This is a genomic window from Blautia aquisgranensis (assembly GCF_040096615.1).
Lineage (GTDB): Bacteria > Bacillota > Clostridia > Lachnospirales > Lachnospiraceae > Blautia_A > Blautia_A aquisgranensis.
Genome location: NZ_JBBMEJ010000014.1, coordinates 60,589 through 77,317, shown reverse-complemented (window position 1 = coordinate 77,317; position 16,729 = coordinate 60,589). Strand labels below are relative to the sequence as shown.

Here is a 16,729-nt window from a genome sequence, read left to right as displayed (position 1 = left end):
TTATAGTCTTAATTTCATTTATTTTCCGTGATTACATCACCATACCTCATTAACTTAACTTCTTGCCATACCATCTACACTTAATATAACACCTGTAATGTAACTCGCCTCATCTGAAGCAAGAAACACAAACGCATTGGCAATATCTTCTGGCTGTCCAAGACGACGCAATGGAATTCTTTCAATCATAGGTTCGATAACTTCCTTTGGCACGGCCTTCATCATATCAGTTTCTGTAATCCCAGGTGCAACCGCATTAACACGAATACCTTTAGGTCCTAGTTCTCTTGCTAATGATACAGTCAATCCGTTTACTGCAAACTTCGATGCCGGATAAGCAAACCCACTTGGCTGTCCCGAAATACTCACCATGGAAGAAGTTGAGAGAATGACCCCCTTGCCTCTTGCCACCATACATTCTGCTGCTACACGAGTAGTATTAAATACTCCTTTTACATTTAGATCCATGACTTTATCAAAAGTCTCCTCTGTATAATCCATAAATGAGGTGTTTTCTGAAATCCCTGCATTATTTACCAGTATGTCGACACATCCATATTTTTCAGTTGCCTCTTTAAAAGCCTTTCTGACAGACTCCATGCTTGCCAGATTTGGACTAATTCCAGCAACTATTGCATTGGGATATTTTTCTTTTAATTTATCTACAGCAACATCTGCCGATTCCTGTGAACTTGCTGCTAACACAACTGAAGCACCTTCCTTCAAGAATTTATCAGCTGTAGCAAATCCTATACCACGGCTTCCACCCGTAATGATTGCAACTTTATCTTTTAATCTCATTTAGACTACCTCCTTACTTTGTTTGTAGTTACATTATAAGCAAAAGGTAAATCATTTTCTGTGATATCATCACAAACGATCGCAATAAAAAACCCTGTTGCTCACACGCACCAGGGTTTTTGTTTATCTATCCGTATTTAAATAATCAGAATTTTATTCAACTTCTGAAAACTGATCTTTTCCAACATTACATAATGGGCATTCAAAATCTTCTGGAACGTCCTCCCACTTTGTTCCTGGTGCAATACCACCTTCAGGATAACCTTCCTCTTCATCATATTCCCATCCGCAAACGTCACATACATCGATTATATTTAAGAAGATTCATCTACTCTGAGCTGAGCGCTAATTATATTTCTTACATAACTGTTTATTCTTATACATATAAGCATCTGCATCATCCAATAACATCTGCATTGTACACGCCATATCATCGGAGGATAATGCCCATCCGCATGCATAGTCGATTGGTAATTGATTTTCACAACTATTTAATCTCTCTTTTTCTCTTGACAATGATTTTAATATCTCCTTAATTTCCGCCTCGCTCGTATGATAAATAACTGCTATAAACTCATCTCCGCCATATCTTCCAACAAAATCCTTTTCTGGAATGACACTGCACAAAAGCTTTGCGAAATTCAATATCAACTGATCTCCTGCGGAATGTCCCATTGTATCATTTACAGTTTTTAGATTATTTAAATCAAACATTATGCATGCTGTAGAATCTGTAATTATATCTTTTTTATTAAGTAGCTCATTACAGGCATTTTTATTTGGCAGTCCAGTATGGGCATCTACGAATGCTTTTTGTTCCAGCAGTCTGTTTTGCATTGCCATCTGCATTGCCTTTAGAGTCTGCATAATAACCAATATCACCAGACTCAACATATCAAGTGCCGACAAAAGCTCTATGGTACGAATCTTTACAGCGATTTTTTCTGAATAACTTTCTGCGGCAGAGACAGTTTCATCTGCCATCGTAAAATATATTTCACTCATATTAACAATGTCTGTATTTTCGTATCCCTTGTTTCTTACTGCTTCAATTTCTGTTTTCAATTTATCCCAGTAATCACTCTGGATTTGCAATTTTTCCTGATACTCTTCGTCATTGAGTTTTACCAGGTCATAATGTCCATCCTGATATCTCAATCCAAGAAGAATATCATCCAAATATTTAATTAATTCGTCATTTTGGTTTCCTGTAATTTCTAATTTTATTTCGCGCTGCGTAGCTCCACGTACCAGACCAGCATAATTTATTACGCGTGCTGTTCCCTGCAGCCTACTAATCTGAATCATCATAAAAATAATAAGAACTACCAATATCAATATAAGGAAACTCTGTATAATACCTATTAAATTTTTACTTTTCTTGTTTGTCTTCATTTCATAATTTATCTCTAACCTTAAATAATATTCATTTCAATAACTATGCTATTCATTTACTTTCTCTATATTTTGGACAAATACCTTTAAATATAATATCATAATTTGTTATGGTAATGATTTTTTAAGAAAAATCGAATTACTTTATTAAAAAAATACCCATAACAAGTATCTTTTTAACAAGATGTTATCTCTGTTTTCCGTTCAAAAACATATTCTGCATCTGATGATAAATCAGAGCGGAATGAATAGCCTAGTCTATCAAATTTCTTAATATCCTCAGGATTTTCAATTCTGTTTTCAGCCATGAACCTAACCATTTCACCACGGGCCATCTTAGCATATGTACCTTTTGTCACCAGTTTATCTCCTGATAACTCACAAAATGTAATCGTAATGTATCTATCCTGTCGTGTCAGATATTTTTCTATGCACTTAGAGTATTCTTTCGATGCCAGATTGATTATAATCCTGCTGTTATCAATCACTGAGCGGTATAATAAATCTCCCCAGTACTCATACAGATTTTTTGTTTCTCCTATTCCAACCTTCGCCTGCATTTCCAAACGATAAGGCGTCACACCATCCCTTGGTTTTAACACACCATAAAATGCAGATATTATTCTCAAATGATTTTGTACATACTCGAACTGACTGTCCTCAAACACAGATGGAGCCATATATTGAAAAGCAATTCCTTCATATGATAAGACAGCTGGGGTAAGTAAATGATAAAGATCCATGTTTTCCAATCTATTGAAGTTCTGTTCTGTAATTTTGTCATTACATTTCCAGACAGTCTTCAGTTCTTCTTTTGACTTACTTTTCAACCAACTTTGTATCTCTGTCGTCTTTTCAATAAATTCAGGCAATCCATCCGGCGCTATGCTGTCAGTATCTGTAATCATCTTTTTAGCAGGGGATAATATTATCTTCATTAATCTAATTCCTTGAGCATATTTTCAGGATCATTTGCAGCCTTGACTTTATCATTTGCCTTTATAATAATCCCCTGTTCATCAATAAGATATGTGGTTCTTACTACTCCCATAGAGACTTTGCCATAATTTTTCTTTTCTTTCCATACATCATACGCTTCAATAACTTTCCGCTCTGGATCTGCTAAAAGTGTAAATGCCAATCCATATTTTTCCTCAAATCTCTTATGAGAGGATACAGAATCCTTACTGACTCCAAGAATAACTGCTCCTTTTTCGGTAAACTGAGGGTATCGCTCAGAAAACCCACATGCCTGTTTCGTGCATCCCGCTGTATTATCCTTGGGATAGAAATATAAAATCACTTTTTTTCCTGTATAATCCGATAATCTATGTATTTTCCCATTTTGATCTGGCAACTCAAAATCCGGTGCCTTAACCCCTACTTCCAACATTATTTATCCCTCCCTTTCTGTATCTTTCTCTTTATTCGCCTTTTTCTTCCTATTCCCGGTAATCATTTTATGACCTGTATATATCGCCATTACCATACATAACATAGAACTTAAAGCAAAGTATTTGTGACTTGATTTTTGCTTTTTATATCCAGTGTAAAAAGTCCCAAGCATTGTGATCAATGCTCCTACTGACCAATATTTATGTGCTTTCATGTAATTCCTCCATTTTTTCAGTGTATTCAATTCTAATTATACGCTACCATATTCCTATGTCAATTTGATAATAGAGCATTCCTATAAAATTTTTCAAAATATCATTGTCAAAACTATGTATTGTTATCCTTTAATTTTTCTTTGAAATAATTGACAAAAAGCTTGCTTTCAGGAGATTACTATTTAATCTCTTTTCCATCTATACATAGTTGAAATTTATCAGGATTATTGACAACATCATAGTCCTTTCCGTATTCTACAGGTCTATATTCGGCTGTCATTACCGATTCCCCGTCTTCAATATCCTCTTTCCATAAATAGATGTTCATATCAATGCTCGTCGCATATCCTCTGTCTGTGGAGAATTTTGTCGAATGAAAAGAGACTTTACAACTTAAAATTGGATAAAAAGGACAAAAAAAGAAGAGCTGCTTGCTCTTCCCATATAGTAGTAGTAAAATAATATGTCATGCCAGCGCAATATATTACCTAGAATATCGCTATAACAGGAAAGGGACTGCATTGTGACAGCCCCTAGTTTACTTCATCATGTTGTCTACATTCTGAGTGAACTCATTCCCTGGTTTATTTTAGCATCGATCTGGATTTTGTTTCATAAAGATAAATTTTGCCACAGAGCGGTCGTATGTTTTAATGTGTCCAAACAGCCAGTCGATTACATTTTTCTGTACAAGTTCACTGAACTGATCTGTTGGTCCTTCATACTCCTGAAGGTATTCATACAGTTCCTGAATTGTCTTTTTAAACTCTTCATGTTTTTCATAATGTTTTTCACGCTCTGGATAACCGGATTTTTCCTGAAGCTTTTCCTCTTCTTTGAAATGAAAGTCAGTATATTCATCCAGATAATCCAGCATTTTGATTGCTTTTACTTTGCTGTCGCCATTTTGACAGGCAGTTACAAAGTTCTGGATACGGTCGATCAATTCTTTATGCTGGGTATCAATTGTTTCATTTCCTGTTACTAAATTGTCATCAAAGGTAATGTTTAAATCGTAAGTCATAATTTGACCTCCATTTCTTTTATATGTTCTCTTAGGCTCTTTTAATGTCTGGCAGTTTCGTACCTGCATTTTCTGCTTAGTCTTCTACAGGAACGAAAACATCTTTTCCTAATCCACAGATTGGGCATGTCCAGTCATCTGGAATATCCTCAAATGCAGTTTCTGGATCGATACCAGCGTCTGGATCTCCTACTGCCGGATCATAAATATATCCACATGGTTCACATTCATATTTTATCATAGTCATTTTCCCTTTTAAATGTCGATTTATTTTTGTTACCAAGTTCCTAGCAATTTTTCTAACACTTTGTTTCTTGTATATCTGTATTATACATGATAATTATTCTCTTGTCAATAATAGTAATTATTATTATTTTTGTACTTAGCATAAACTGATATTTGAATTGCACATTTACATATTGTATATATCATGGGAATAGTTGAATAAAAAAATGAACTATATTCATTAAAGACAGAGTTGCTGGAAATTATTTCTCTCCAACAACTTTCTTCGTCTTTAAGTACTTGAAACACAATACTGTCCAATCAGATTCATCCAACTGTTATATTTATTCTTTTCACACACCTTTCGGCAAATTTCATTTTCCATCAATACACAGAACATCTTATCATAATCAAATGCCCAAACAGCACCATTCACATGGTTTTCCACTGCTTTCTGATCTATGTTCTTTAAACGTGTGGCCATTTTTTCAATTTCTCCATTTCTCAAGTTACCGATATTTTTGCAGATAAACCGAAAGAAATTCAACGTTGCATATTCGTCATGCCAATGGAACTCTTCTGGATTGTTTATAATTTTACTGACTCGCTGCTGTTCTTTGATTATCTGATCAGCTACACCTTTCATCGAATCTTCGTATCTCATATTACTCACCTACTCTTCCTCAACGCCCAGTGACGGTTTAAATCTTTTATCCTTTGCCTGCGGTACCACGATCTCATAAAAATAAAATCCTAAATATCCAAGTGCCTGCTTCTTCATTTTATAAAAAGAAGTCCTGCCTATTCCTAGCTCCTGCTGTACTTCCACATCTGTCTTACATAAATTAAAAGGTAAATATGTTCAAACATAAGGCCTCGGAATCTTAATGATTTCTGGGGTTTTCTATTATTGGGATAAGACTATTTATAGCAATTTAAACCGAATTATGATAACATAAGGCAAAGATAAATCGGAATTTATAAAGGAGAATATTGATGAAACTATTTTTATGTTCGCATTTTTCAAGTGTAGGAAGTCTGATAAAGGAAGAAATTGAAAATAAGAAAGTCGCATTTATTCCAACAGCTTCGCTGCGTGAAGGCTACACCGGTTATGTCGGCTCGGCTCGAAAATTATTCAAAAAGTTGGGAGCAATCGTAACTGAAATTGATATTTCAACGGAGGCTTATTCAACGATACAGTCTGTTTTTGAAGATGCAGATGTGATATATTTTACCGGCGGAAATTCTTTTTTTCTTATGGACCGGCTCCGTAAAACGGGAACTGATGGGCTGCTGAAAAAGGAATTGGCAAATGGAAAATTGATGATCGGCGAGTCGGCAGGTGCGATTATATGCGCTCCAAGCATCCAATATATCGAGCAAATGGATGAAAAGCCGGAGGACTACTCACAAGAAGATGATGCAGGGCTTGATTTGATTGATTTCTATGTTCTTCCGCATTATCTTACAGCACCATTTAAGAAAGTTACCGAGAAAATAATGACTGAGTTTTCGGATTTGAATCTATGCCCAATTAACAACCGTCAGGGAATTGTAATTGATGGTGAAGGTTCAAAGGTTATTTGCAAAGACTAATTTGAAAATTCGCGTTTGTGGAGCGAAGCAGAACAATGAAAGCCCCAGTGGGGCTTTTAAGCGACAGAACGGTCTTGCGTAGCAAGATGGAGGGGCTTTGCCCCGACAAGTTCCAGTTTGTCTGGTTGTCCTTTGAGAGGGGAGAAATCCTCTTCTCAAAGGGCTTTTTCTATTTATACGGATATTCGCAAACTACAAGACAATCCGAAGAATTATCCGTGATTGCAATGATGAGCAGTTTTTGCACAGTGATGAACCTGATGTGTTACTTCCTCATTTTAGCTGCCACTCGCTTAGACATACATTTACAACAAGAATGTGTGAAGCTGGAGTAAATATAAAGGTCATTCAAGACGCACTCGGACATTCAGATATTTCAACTGCACTGAACATCTATGCTGATGTTACAAAAGAAATGAAAGCGGAAGAGTTCAAAGGATTGGATAGCTACTTCAAAGTATAATATTGGACTTCACATACAGAAAGAGAACATACAGAGTGTTGTGTGTTCTTTTTTTCGTTGGATAAAAAGAGAAATGCTTGAATGGGATATCTTTATGTATCTTTAAACGCCCAAATTAGAAATATTACTCTTCTTCACTCTTCTTCAACTTCGAATAATAACTATCCGCAGTATAAAGCGCCGCCACCGGATTATGCCCCAATACACGGTCTTTCGTCACTGCTGTCGTAGTCAGTGCCTCGGAATATTTGTAAAACAGACTGTCATGCCCCACACAAAGTCCGACCACAACATTCAGGTCCGTCTTCGCCTTGTTCAGAAGCTTTGCCTGCAGGATCGGATTACACATATTCACACCGACACCTTCGCAGCATTCCGGGATGCCGACCAATGTCTTCTTCTGTGTTCCGGCTTTACAGCCGACACCATACACCTCAAAGCCATGTCTGCGCAGGATATCTGCCAGGATACGGCTTTCTTTCAACAATCCGACACAGGTTGCGATCCCGATCTTTTTCGCATTAATCTTCTTTGCAAAATCCATGATTTCTTCGACACGGGTATGTTTGCAGTAATTCTCATACTCTACTTCAGCTGCAGCGATTGTTACTTTGCGGTTCTCGTCTTCATTGTAGCATTCCATAGCTTCATTTAGAACTTCTTCATCCATGTGTGTTGTCAGACAGAAATCCGGATAGGTTTTATCCATTTTGTTGCAGTTTTTTACTGCGCAGTCGATACAGGACATGTCTTCTTTTTTCATTTTTTCATTCTCCTTTTGTATACCTTGGTATCTACAGAGGCCTGCCACTGGCAGATTCTCTAGATTAAGCTTTACTTTGTAAAATATCCGCTATTTACTTCATAATAACAAATACTTATACTACAGACAATGGTTTTCCGTTTTTATTTTCTTATTTTTTGTAGTTCTTTTCTATGAGAAACGTTCCCCGATTCAGGATTGATTTGTCATGAATTGTCGATTCTGATTTTTGAAAAATTATTGAAAATTATCTTTTTAAACTTGAAGATATATAACAGTCTCTCTGATAGACCATCATCTTTGGATTTATACTATCATGTATAGGTTATTTCGTCAATCAAAACATTTATCCACTTCCCTCATTTCAATCCCAGCTCTTTCAATACCTCAGCCGAATACCAGCTACATGGAAGCCAATAAACCATGCAACAGCGGTTCTTTTATTCGCCAGTATATGCAATTTCTATCTCATAGCCGCCGTTCTCATAGTAGGCGTGGGAAAAATAGTATCTTATTGTTATTTCTGAAATATAAAATTTGAATCATAAAACTTCTTTCCCTCTCAAATCCATTTTTACCAAACCAACTACTAACAATCCAATAAAAATTGCCGTGTCCACAAATAACAGTACAACAACACTTTTTACCACTCCGAAAGTAAAAAGTATGGAGAAGATTTCCACTGACAACACAATAAAACACATATAATTTGTCAAATACTCTGTTATAATTTCTCCATAATAATTGTTCATCTGCAATTTCGCATGGGAATTTGCTCATAAATATTGTGGTAAAGTCTGGTATGTCTGTGGAATGGTTATGTTGCCGATAACAGTAATATTCATGCTTTTAGTGATTGGAAAAAATGAAGATTGTGTTGGGAGTATAGGAGGAATTATCTGTGGTATTCAACTTATTCCTTTAATTGGGTCTATTCTCCCAACAGAAATAGCATTAAAAAAGAATTTTGATAAGAATGGAACAAGACGATAAATTCAAGTTTGCATATTTCTAAAAAAGATGTATGATATAAAAAAAGCTCAGGAGGTTCAAATGAAATCACATAAATACTGGTCTATCGGTGCGCTGGTTTCCATGATCGGAACTTGCTACACCGGCTATAAGAATATGAAATCAGCACATAAATATTGTGCATTCAGTTCACTGATCTGCATGGCTATGGCCATTTACTCTGGTCATAAAATGATTTCTGGCAAATCCAGAAAAAAGAAAGAAACTGCAGCTGAAGAATCTGCGGAATAATAAGAGGAATAGGGGAGTATTCCATTATATATAAGCCTGATGGAAAGGGGAGATTCCATCAGGCTCTTTCAAATCTACTCTTCCGTTTCTGGAAAAGATGGCTTATATCGTTTGTTTGCAGACTGTGGTACTACGATTTCAAAAAAAACATGTACATCAGAGTTTTATATATTACTTATGATATTGTGCCGGCTTTGTCGCTTTGTATCAGCCGAATGAATACAAGAAAAGGAGCTGTCGGGAAATAGACAGCTCCTTCAAAGAAAATCTGCAGGATACCTTTCTTCTTTCCTTCTGTAAGTTCATTCCACCCACACTTTTCTCTGGATCTTTTCACCTGTTCACTTGTAAGTCCAGATTTCTTGCCATTCACCCTTTCAAGAACCTCTTCTACCGTCTGCTGATAAATTTCCTTCATCACTTCCGCCTCATCGTTTCTAAGTATTTACTACCTGAATTTCTTATGCAATGAAAGACCTCTTTGAAAAAAATATAAAAAAAAGACCTTCATTGCATAATAAAAAATGCAATAAAAGTCTCACCATTTCCTTATGATACCGGATGCTTCCACCGTACTGACAACATCACAAACGCAATTTGTTAAGCGCAGGTTACTCCCCTTTATTGGATCAAATCATATACCCAAAGTAACATGATTGTCAAGATACTTTATCATTACTTTTTCATTTTATGTTATACTTTTTACATCGTTAACACTATTAAAATAAATTCTCCGGAGGTGAATCAAATGGATCATACGAATAATTCCTGTTGTTGTGGTGAAGCGGAACATTTTTCCGGATGTCTGATTTGTGGTGCTCCTATTACGTATCGTGCTGAAAGCTCTATTCAGACGTGTAGTATCTGCCATAAAGAGCAATTAACCAATGCGGTCTGTGAAAATAGTCACTTTATCTGTGATGCCTGTCACAGCTATGGCACATATGCTCCGGTAATCGCAGCGCTCAGAGACAGTACCGAAAAAGATGCTTTGCTTCTTCTGGAAAAAATTATGGATCTTCCATCTGTACATATGCATGGACCAGAGCATCATGCAATTGTTCCGTGCGTTCTTCTGACAGCGTTTCGCAATAATGGAGAACATATGAATTACGATGCTGCACTATCTGAGATCTGTAAAAGAGCGAAGCAGGTTCCGGGCGGTACCTGTGGTTACTGGGGTGTCTGTGGAGCTGCTGCCGGAGCCGGTATTTTCATGTCCGTTATGACTGGATCCAGTCCACTTCACAAAGATGCATGGCCGTTTCCTCAAAAACTTGTTTCCATTATTTTATCCAGACTGGCAGATGTTGGTGGACCTCGCTGCTGCAAGCGTACCAGCAGAATTGCCATTGAAGAAGCTGTTCATTTTTACAGTCAGTTTTGTTCTGTAAACATTCCGTCATCTTTTATAACGTGTAAATACTGCGAAGATAATCGCGAATGCATCCAGGAAGATTGTCCATACTATCCTGAATAACAGGCAAGGCAGTGATTCCATGATACCACGAAATCACTGCCTTGTAACTCGTTTGCCAGGATACAGCGCCCCATCTTCCCACTTTGCTTTTTTGCAGTTCCATGAACGAATATCCTTCTCTTCCAAAACACTCCTGATTCGTTCTTCTCCATTGTCCGATGTAAAAAGCGCTGTAATTTCCTTTTTTCCATCTACAATTTTCACACAATAATCTACCAGTTCCGGAATCTCAAACAGCAATTCATCCATCTCTCTGATACTTCCCAATGGATCCATCCGCTTTACAAAGTCCAGGCGTTTTATTTCACTTCCACAGAGGCATCTTCCTGGAATGATCCTTGTCCAGTCACCGGTTCGATATCGAATCAACGGCTGTGCTTCCATTCCAATGGTTGTAATCACCAGTTCTCCCCATTTACCGTCCGGCAGCACATTTCCGTTCTCATCTATAATCTCTGTAATACAATGGTTTTCCCGCATATGCATGCCCTCATGCACCGTGCAGCAAATGGCACCTCCAAGCCCCATCTCTCTGGAACCATAGTGCGGCCAAAGTCGTGTTTGCAGAATTTCTTCGATTGCTTTCATGACAGTTTTCGGACAGGCATCTCCGGATACCAGTGCTCTTTTTATACTGCCTTTTCCGCACATTCGAAGCATGGACAGCAATGCCGTCGGCATTCCCACATACGTATCCGGCTGCTCCTCTTCCAGAATCCTGTTCAGTTCGCCATAAGTTCTTCCTGTCCCGGTTGAAAGAGGTTTTGCTCCCAGACGTCTGATTGCCTCCGCGATCAGTTCTCCTAATCCAAAAGGACCTGAAAATGGCATAGCTACCATCGTTATACTTCCAGGATAAATAAATTCACCCAGACCTGCCATAAAAAGTTCTATGGTGTGTTCACAGTCTCCCTCTGTATAGAATACACGTTTACCGGCACCGGTAGTTCCGCTTGTCTGTTCTGATATCACTTTCTGTACTTCCCCCTGGGAGCAAAGCAGCATCCTGCCTCCATCTCGTGCCAGATCTGTTTCTGTCGTAAAAGGAAGGCTTCTCAAATCTATCAGGCTTTCCAGTCTTTCCGGCAAATCTCGGTAAAAACCCTCTCGTTCTTTCTCTCTCTTCAGTACAATATTTAATTTCTCCAGCTGTATTCTGTGTATTTCATCTCTTGTAATCTCTGTAATGCCTTCCTGCTTACAGATCATTGCATCTATATTCGATCGTTTCACTTTCTGTATAAATATATTCCTTTCGAATTCGTCAGATTATATGCACAAAATGGCACCATTCCATAATCAGAATCCACCTCGCAGATATAACATCTTTTCAGACGTTCAAGATCCAGATTCCATGCATCCTGAAAAATCATCCCTGATACTGCAAAAGTTTCATTATGAACCCGGATCAGGAATTCATCCAGCGCATCTGTCTGTGTCATTTCATCATCACTAAATTTTTTTGTGCTATAGCTCCACTGATTTTCCACATACTGTCTGGAATCATCGCTGGTAGTACAACAACATCCTCTGTCTGATTTCTTTTCCAGGAGTTTCAGTTCCCTCTCACCTTTTTTCAGATAACTTGCATGAAAAGAACAATATGGATTCTCTGCTCCACCACCGGCGAAATCCTTGCTTTTCATAAGCCCGTCAGTCTGTTCCTCGATCAGCTTCAACATCTTTGGTATGGTAATCGGAGCTTGTGGACGCTGCTGAGAACATCTGCCAAAATAGCTGATCGGCTGGAAATGTACTCCTCTTACAAATGGCATATGATCCATCGCAAACTTCAGAATATCTCCAACCTGCATGTCATTTACTCCTGGCGCAATGACAGGTACCAGGGCAATTCCCAGTTCCGCTTCCGAACAGTTTAACACAGCCTTTTCTTTCAGTTCTATCATAGAGCGTCCGCGCAATGTCTGATACACATCATCTGTGACACCGTCAAACTGAAGAAATACTGTATTCAGTCCTGCTTTTTTTAGTTTTCTGGCATATCCTGCTTCCTGCGCAAGACGGATTCCATTGGTATTCAATTGAAAAAATGTAAACCCTTTTTCTCTACCCATATGTATGATCTCCGGAAGATCCTCCCGCATGGTTGGTTCTCCACCTGAGAGCTGAATATTGAATGGTCCTCCATGATCCATCAGAAAATCATATTGCTTTTCTATTTCATCAATTGAAAGATCACCGTTTTCCAGACATTCTCCTGCCGAAGCAAAGCAGACCGGGCAGTGCATATTGCAGCGCTTTGTCACTTCCAGTACCATACAACAGCCTTTTCGTTCGTGCTCCTCACAGAGTCCACAATTATCCGGGCAGGATTTCTCTTTGATTTTGGGATTTACCGGAGTCTCCGCAGACAGGTTTTCTCTTCCCCAGGAAAGATACTCTGCTGCCGTTCCTTCCCAGATCAGTGTCTGAAACTTTCCGTGGATATCACATTCTTTCACCAGATAAATGCCATCTTCACCGATACATTTTTTAGCCGTAAGTACTTTCATACATATCGGGCATACACTTTTTGTTTTACCCAGCGTAATCATAGTTCCAATATTCCCCGTTCTGTCAGTATTTCTATCACTTTCGTATAAGTATCTGCAATCAGCGCAGGACATTGCTCCATAATCACTCCCCAATCCAAATTAGAAGTGATATCCTTACAATAAAAAGCACCAAATTCTTCTTCCGTCTTCTTATGGAACCACTGATATAATTCCTGCACAGCCGGTTTCATCTGTATATCTTCTTTCTCCTGCGGAGCCAGATTGCCAAGGAACAAACCTATCGCACAGGCTCCTCCTGTCAGGCAGCCACAGGTATCTCCACAGTAACCGATCCCACCGCCAAGACCTCCCAGAGCCTTTACAAGCTGTGGATTTTCCTCACCTATGGCTTCCAGTGTCATAATCATAACCATTTGTGAGCAATGATAACCCATACTGCTAAGTTCTATGATTCTTTCATAAAGATCCATGTGCTACTCCTTTCTGCCAACCAACATGGTATAGCGCAGCTTCTTTCCTTTATATTCTTTCTGCAGAAGCTTATACTCTTCGCAACAGAACGAATCATTCCAGATTGCTTCCAGATAATATTCCCGCCAAAGTAACGTCTGATCCTCCTGTCGGAGAATGGTAAATCCTGTCTGTTCTGCCATTTCCAAAAGATTTCCAGTATCCAGATCTGACAGTAAAAGAAAACCTTCCTTTTTTAAAACGCGCCAACATTCAGATAGTGCATTTTTCTGATCTCTGCTGACAAAAAATGCACACTGGCTGATGCAAAGATCTATACTGTCTGATGAATACTGCAAATGCAGAAAATCGCCTGTTTCCACATCACTGCCCCGTGGGAAAAGATCCACACCATGTGCATCCAGCCCAAATGATTTCAGGATTCGTACCGTGTCTCCTTCTCCTGCTCCAAGATCCAGTGCTTTCATTTCTTTTTTCCATTCTATGTTCTCCAGAAGATGAAGCGTCTGCGCTTCCCCTCCCGGATGCCTGTTCATCTATTTATCCTCCAATGCACGCTCCACCGCGAGCACTTTTCCAAGTGCGAGTTCTTCCGGAACATACACAAACCCACACTTTGGACAGACAGGCATTTCCACAGGAAACCCATTTTCCAGATACATAAATTTTGCTTTTCCTTTTACAAGAGGAACCTTACATTTCATGCAGGTCAGCTTTCCTTCCGGATCAATCGTATAATATGTTCTTTCTACTGCCATTACTGTCCCACCCTTTTCATAATATTCATTCGATGACTGTATGCTCTGTGTACCAGATATCCGTCTTCTGTTTCCACAAACCGCACCCAGAATGTGACATTTCCCAGTCTGCTTCTTGTCACCAGTTCTTTTGTTTCTTCATCCAGGATTGCTTCCTGATTTTCTCTGTAATCTGATAACACACGTTCCACATCACTTTTCAGTATCATGCGCTCATCCATCATATGGATTGCCTCCTCTGTATAGGCAACAGTATAGTCTTTTTTCTCCATGATCGGTTCCTCATTCCAGATGTTTTTTAAAAGTGTTTGTTTCAATATGAGCCTGTTGTAGCGTTTCTCACTGATATCAGGCATGTTGCTGGCATTTGCCCCATACAGAAGTTCAAGTATATGTCGGGATTCTCTTCCCTCTCTGGCAAATCGGTCTCTGCATGCCATGCAGTATGTAATATATGGTGCATCGGAACGTTCCAGACACTTTTCTGTCATTTTCGCTGCCATATCTTTATTGGCATATGCCGTCAGACCTCCATATCCACAACATGGAGACAAATCTCTGGAATATTCTGTATCTTCAACGATACATCCCATATCCGACAAAAGTTGTCGTATCATATCTTGTGTCTGTGCATCCCCTCTGGCACCACAGGCATCATGTATGGCAACCGGTATCTCCAGTCCTTTCGCCTGCTGTGGAAGTCCGATTTCTCTCAAAATTTCCCAGATTCCTATAACATGTGCTCCAATACTTTCTTTTAGCTGCTTCATGCAGCTTGGACAGCCTGCAATGATGATCGGATCACCAAGCTTGGCCAGTTCCTGTTTCAGCTGCTCATTTACTTTTTCTGTCATTTCATAGCGGCCCGCCCATTCGCTGATTGCACCACAGCATCCCAGCATCAGAGCAACACCTCTATCTACCCGATTACTTAAATCTTCGTATGCCTGCATAACCACATCCGGCGCTATCGCCCCTGCCTGACAGCCCGGGAAAAATACATATCTGCAAGTTTCATATCCCGGCTGGGGTCTGCTTAAAAAAGCCTCTGAATTTGAAAATAACATGTCCATCAGTGCAAATTCATGTGGCGCCAGCGGCATCTTATCTGTGGATACCATATTTTCTCTTGCTGACTTACACACCTGACTCATATCAAATCCATTCGGACAGATCACCGTACACTGTCCACAGAGGGCACAGGCATTCATCGGTTTGTTCATCGGATGATCTCCCATGATAATCTGAGTATTATTATAGATCTCACGGGCTAATAAACCCGGATGTTTTTGATATTCACTTAAATACACACAGCCTTTCATGCATTCGTCACAATGACACTGAATACATCGTTTTGCTTCTTCTACAGCTTCTTCTTTTGAATACCCATCCTGACCACAGAAAATCTTATTCGATCCATGGATTCCTTCCATGTTCGTATAAAGCTTGGTAGTCACTGCTCCTTCACTGCCTCTGTTGCTGTGCGGCGATAAATTCTGTACCAGAAGATCCACTGTCAAAGCTGCCCGCTTTGCGGCAAAAGCCGCATCCATCACAGATTCCGCAGGTCCGCTGACAATCTTTGCCTGTTCTCTTAACATAATCTCGACATCTGCTGCTTCTTCCGGAGCTAACATTTTTGCCACTTCTTCTGATGCGCATACCACATCTGCCAGTTCCATTTTTTCTCTGATAAACGAAAGATTCAAACTGCATCCAAATTCAAAAGAAAGATCCATAGATTTCAGACGTTTCGCTTCATTGCTGCGGTCTGATTCCAAAAGATGTCCGGCTGCCGCTGCAATATAGCTTTCATAATCTTCTTCCTTACAATAAATCGTCGTAGGATACATTTTCTTTTCCAGTTCCCCCGCAAGAAACAGTGGAAATAATCCAGAACCAAAGATTGCTGCCTTTTTCTTCTTTCTCATGCGGAATACACTGCTTCTTCTTCCCGGTTCTCCATACCGGACAATCGCACGTTCTACTTCTCGTATGGAGACACCATCACCAAGTTCACAAAGCTTGCAATTATCTTCGCAAGGTGCCGTACATCCATCACAGAGAATCATTGGAAATGGTGTAATTTTCTCATAAATTGCCAACGCTTTCTTAAAATTTCCTTTTGCAGCATAATACAGCATCTCTTTTGTATCCATTTTGAAAGGACAGGCTGCAACACAGTAGGCCGGCTGTTCATGGACGCAGAGACTGATCATATGATCCATCTCTTCTTTTGACATTCGATTTACATGATAAACGTGAGTAGAACCTCTCTCCTGTATGTATGTCATAACCTGATACTCCTTTCGTCTGTAAAGGGGAGGCAGTTTCCCGTCTCCCCTGATTATATCACAGTTG

The 16,729-nt window shown here is 39.1% G+C and carries 23 protein-coding genes; 5 read left to right on the top strand and 18 right to left on the bottom strand.

Features of this window, described 5'->3' with window-relative positions; genetic code table 11:
• Positions 1–54 precede the first annotated feature (54 nt).
• From WMO28_RS12035 to WMO28_RS11990, 10 genes are all read right to left on the bottom strand, one after another.
• Positions 55–801 (bottom strand): SDR family NAD(P)-dependent oxidoreductase, encoded by a 747-nt coding sequence (locus WMO28_RS12035; RefSeq protein ID WP_005421611.1) that lies wholly within the window; start codon positions 799–801, stop codon positions 55–57.
• Positions 802–954: 153 nt separating this feature from the next.
• Positions 955–1,113: a rubredoxin gene (locus WMO28_RS12030; RefSeq protein ID WP_081017100.1), complete on the bottom strand. Its 159-nt coding sequence runs from the start codon at positions 1,111–1,113 to the stop codon at positions 955–957.
• A 33-nt stretch (positions 1,114–1,146) separates the two neighbouring features.
• The gene (locus WMO28_RS12025; protein ID WP_008708185.1) at positions 1,147–2,196 is read right to left on the bottom strand and encodes a GGDEF domain-containing protein; all 1,050 of its coding nucleotides are present in this window, start codon (positions 2,194–2,196) and stop codon (positions 1,147–1,149) included.
• Positions 2,197–2,372: 176 nt separating this feature from the next.
• On the bottom strand, positions 2,373–3,134 hold the full coding sequence (gene yaaA / locus WMO28_RS12020) for a peroxide stress protein YaaA (protein WP_062807489.1): 762 nt from the start codon (positions 3,132–3,134) through the stop codon (positions 2,373–2,375).
• A complete protein-coding gene (bcp, locus tag WMO28_RS12015; RefSeq protein WP_055053844.1) occupies positions 3,134–3,589 on the bottom strand; it encodes a thioredoxin-dependent thiol peroxidase in 456 nt (151 codons plus the stop codon). Before bcp ends, yaaA begins: the two co-directional genes overlap by 1 nt.
• Positions 3,590–3,592: 3 nt before the next feature.
• Complete coding sequence (locus tag WMO28_RS12010; RefSeq protein WP_005421604.1) at positions 3,593–3,805, bottom strand: DUF6219 family protein; 213 nt, start codon at positions 3,803–3,805, stop codon at positions 3,593–3,595.
• A 179-nt stretch (positions 3,806–3,984) separates the two neighbouring features.
• Entirely contained in the window at positions 3,985–4,134 is a 150-nt protein-coding gene (locus tag WMO28_RS12005) for a hypothetical protein (protein ID WP_349057121.1), read from the bottom strand.
• A 261-nt stretch (positions 4,135–4,395) separates the two neighbouring features.
• Positions 4,396–4,830 (bottom strand): bacteriohemerythrin, encoded by a 435-nt coding sequence (locus tag WMO28_RS12000; protein ID WP_106492463.1) that lies wholly within the window; start codon positions 4,828–4,830, stop codon positions 4,396–4,398.
• Positions 4,831–4,906: 76 nt separating this feature from the next.
• Positions 4,907–5,071 carry a rubredoxin gene (rd, locus tag WMO28_RS11995; RefSeq protein WP_020993356.1) on the bottom strand — a complete coding sequence of 55 codons (165 nt, stop codon included), beginning with the start codon at positions 5,069–5,071 and terminating at the stop codon, positions 4,907–4,909.
• A 276-nt stretch (positions 5,072–5,347) separates the two neighbouring features.
• Positions 5,348–5,719 carry a hypothetical protein gene (locus tag WMO28_RS11990; RefSeq protein WP_349057120.1) on the bottom strand — a complete coding sequence of 124 codons (372 nt, stop codon included), beginning with the start codon at positions 5,717–5,719 and terminating at the stop codon, positions 5,348–5,350.
• Between the two features lie 332 nt (positions 5,720–6,051).
• On the opposite strand from WMO28_RS11990, the gene WMO28_RS11985 reads away from it, so the two are divergent.
• Both WMO28_RS11985 and WMO28_RS11980 read left to right on the top strand, forming a co-directional pair.
• A complete protein-coding gene (locus WMO28_RS11985) occupies positions 6,052–6,654 on the top strand; it encodes a Type 1 glutamine amidotransferase-like domain-containing protein (RefSeq protein WP_173737984.1) in 603 nt (200 codons plus the stop codon).
• A gap of 175 nt (positions 6,655–6,829) precedes the next feature.
• On the top strand, positions 6,830–7,117 hold the full coding sequence (locus WMO28_RS11980) for a tyrosine-type recombinase/integrase (protein ID WP_330597755.1): 288 nt from the start codon (positions 6,830–6,832) through the stop codon (positions 7,115–7,117).
• Positions 7,118–7,241: 124 nt separating this feature from the next.
• Here WMO28_RS11980 and WMO28_RS11975 read toward each other — a convergent pair whose 3' ends face one another.
• Positions 7,242–7,880, bottom strand: a complete 639-nt coding sequence (locus WMO28_RS11975) for a DUF1847 domain-containing protein (protein WP_349057119.1) — start codon at positions 7,878–7,880, stop codon at positions 7,242–7,244.
• Positions 7,881–8,693: 813 nt separating this feature from the next.
• Here WMO28_RS11975 and WMO28_RS11970 point away from each other — a divergent pair.
• Together WMO28_RS11970 and WMO28_RS11965 are read left to right on the top strand one after the other, a co-directional pair.
• Positions 8,694–8,873, top strand: coding sequence for a hypothetical protein (locus WMO28_RS11970; RefSeq protein ID WP_435376420.1), 180 nt, complete (start codon positions 8,694–8,696; stop codon positions 8,871–8,873).
• Between the two features lie 60 nt (positions 8,874–8,933).
• The gene (locus WMO28_RS11965) at positions 8,934–9,143 is read left to right on the top strand and encodes a DUF6219 family protein (RefSeq protein ID WP_117640132.1); all 210 of its coding nucleotides are present in this window, start codon (positions 8,934–8,936) and stop codon (positions 9,141–9,143) included.
• 175 nt (positions 9,144–9,318) lie between these two features.
• On the opposite strand, the gene WMO28_RS11960 is transcribed toward WMO28_RS11965, so the two are convergent.
• Positions 9,319–9,561, bottom strand: coding sequence for a cation-transporting P-type ATPase (locus WMO28_RS11960; RefSeq protein WP_015526489.1), 243 nt, complete (start codon positions 9,559–9,561; stop codon positions 9,319–9,321).
• Between the two features lie 330 nt (positions 9,562–9,891).
• Here WMO28_RS11960 and WMO28_RS11955 point away from each other — a divergent pair, with 330 nt between their 5' ends.
• A complete protein-coding gene (locus WMO28_RS11955) occupies positions 9,892–10,623 on the top strand; it encodes a DUF5714 domain-containing protein (protein ID WP_178642237.1) in 732 nt (243 codons plus the stop codon).
• A 33-nt stretch (positions 10,624–10,656) separates the two neighbouring features.
• Here WMO28_RS11955 and WMO28_RS11950 read toward each other — a convergent pair whose 3' ends face one another.
• From WMO28_RS11950 to WMO28_RS11925, 6 genes are read right to left on the bottom strand one after another with little or no spacing between them, the layout of a single operon-like run.
• Complete coding sequence (locus tag WMO28_RS11950; RefSeq protein ID WP_349057118.1) at positions 10,657–11,832, bottom strand: DVU_1553 family AMP-dependent CoA ligase; 1,176 nt, start codon at positions 11,830–11,832, stop codon at positions 10,657–10,659.
• 20 nt (positions 11,833–11,852) lie between these two features.
• A complete protein-coding gene (gene trsS, locus WMO28_RS11945; RefSeq protein WP_178642240.1) occupies positions 11,853–13,178 on the bottom strand; it encodes a radical SAM (seleno)protein TrsS in 1,326 nt (441 codons plus the stop codon).
• Positions 13,175–13,609, bottom strand: coding sequence for a DVU_1555 family C-GCAxxG-C-C protein (locus WMO28_RS11940; protein ID WP_021650124.1), 435 nt, complete (start codon positions 13,607–13,609; stop codon positions 13,175–13,177). Before WMO28_RS11940 ends, trsS begins: the two co-directional genes overlap by 4 nt.
• A 3-nt stretch (positions 13,610–13,612) precedes the next feature.
• Positions 13,613–14,146 carry a class I SAM-dependent methyltransferase gene (locus tag WMO28_RS11935; protein ID WP_178642244.1) on the bottom strand — a complete coding sequence of 178 codons (534 nt, stop codon included), beginning with the start codon at positions 14,144–14,146 and terminating at the stop codon, positions 13,613–13,615.
• The gene (locus WMO28_RS11930; RefSeq protein WP_005427475.1) at positions 14,147–14,368 is read right to left on the bottom strand and encodes a DVU_1557 family redox protein; all 222 of its coding nucleotides are present in this window, start codon (positions 14,366–14,368) and stop codon (positions 14,147–14,149) included.
• Positions 14,368–16,662 (bottom strand): pyridine nucleotide-disulfide oxidoreductase/dicluster-binding protein, encoded by a 2,295-nt coding sequence (locus WMO28_RS11925; protein ID WP_178642247.1) that lies wholly within the window; start codon positions 16,660–16,662, stop codon positions 14,368–14,370. The genes WMO28_RS11930 and WMO28_RS11925 overlap by 1 nt, the downstream gene beginning before the upstream one ends.
• Between the last annotated feature and the right edge of the window lie 67 nt (positions 16,663–16,729).

Bases quoted from the DNA above. Each gene is read 5' to 3' on its own strand.
- WMO28_RS12035 (WP_005421611.1), bottom strand. From the start codon at position 801: ATGAGATTAAAAGATAAAGTTGCAATCATTACGGGTGGAAGCCGTGGT.
- WMO28_RS12025 (WP_008708185.1), bottom strand. From the start codon at position 2,196: ATGAAGACAAACAAGAAAAGTAAAAATTTAATAGGTATTATACAGAGT.
- yaaA (WP_062807489.1), bottom strand. From the start codon at position 3,134: ATGAAGATAATATTATCCCCTGCTAAAAAGATGATTACAGATACTGAC.
- bcp (WP_055053844.1), bottom strand. From the start codon at position 3,589: ATGTTGGAAGTAGGGGTTAAGGCACCGGATTTTGAGTTGCCAGATCAA.
- WMO28_RS12010 (WP_005421604.1), bottom strand. From the start codon at position 3,805: ATGAAAGCACATAAATATTGGTCAGTAGGAGCATTGATCACAATGCTT.
- WMO28_RS12005 (WP_349057121.1), bottom strand. From the start codon at position 4,134: ATGAACATCTATTTATGGAAAGAGGATATTGAAGACGGGGAATCGGTA.
- WMO28_RS12000 (WP_106492463.1), bottom strand. From the start codon at position 4,830: ATGACTTACGATTTAAACATTACCTTTGATGACAATTTAGTAACAGGA.
- rd (WP_020993356.1), bottom strand. From the start codon at position 5,071: ATGATAAAATATGAATGTGAACCATGTGGATATATTTATGATCCGGCA.
- WMO28_RS11990 (WP_349057120.1), bottom strand. From the start codon at position 5,719: ATGAGATACGAAGATTCGATGAAAGGTGTAGCTGATCAGATAATCAAA.
- WMO28_RS11985 (WP_173737984.1), top strand. From the start codon at position 6,052: ATGAAACTATTTTTATGTTCGCATTTTTCAAGTGTAGGAAGTCTGATA.
- WMO28_RS11975 (WP_349057119.1), bottom strand. From the start codon at position 7,880: ATGAAAAAAGAAGACATGTCCTGTATCGACTGCGCAGTAAAAAACTGC.
- WMO28_RS11970 (WP_435376420.1), top strand. From the start codon at position 8,694: ATGGTTATGTTGCCGATAACAGTAATATTCATGCTTTTAGTGATTGGA.
- WMO28_RS11965 (WP_117640132.1), top strand. From the start codon at position 8,934: ATGAAATCACATAAATACTGGTCTATCGGTGCGCTGGTTTCCATGATC.
- WMO28_RS11960 (WP_015526489.1), bottom strand. From the start codon at position 9,561: ATGAAGGAAATTTATCAGCAGACGGTAGAAGAGGTTCTTGAAAGGGTG.
- WMO28_RS11955 (WP_178642237.1), top strand. From the start codon at position 9,892: ATGGATCATACGAATAATTCCTGTTGTTGTGGTGAAGCGGAACATTTT.
- WMO28_RS11950 (WP_349057118.1), bottom strand. From the start codon at position 11,832: ATGATCTGTAAGCAGGAAGGCATTACAGAGATTACAAGAGATGAAATA.
- trsS (WP_178642240.1), bottom strand. From the start codon at position 13,178: ATGATTACGCTGGGTAAAACAAAAAGTGTATGCCCGATATGTATGAAA.
- WMO28_RS11940 (WP_021650124.1), bottom strand. From the start codon at position 13,609: ATGGATCTTTATGAAAGAATCATAGAACTTAGCAGTATGGGTTATCAT.
- WMO28_RS11935 (WP_178642244.1), bottom strand. From the start codon at position 14,146: ATGAACAGGCATCCGGGAGGGGAAGCGCAGACGCTTCATCTTCTGGAG.
- WMO28_RS11930 (WP_005427475.1), bottom strand. From the start codon at position 14,368: ATGGCAGTAGAAAGAACATATTATACGATTGATCCGGAAGGAAAGCTG.
- WMO28_RS11925 (WP_178642247.1), bottom strand. From the start codon at position 16,662: ATGACATACATACAGGAGAGAGGTTCTACTCACGTTTATCATGTAAAT.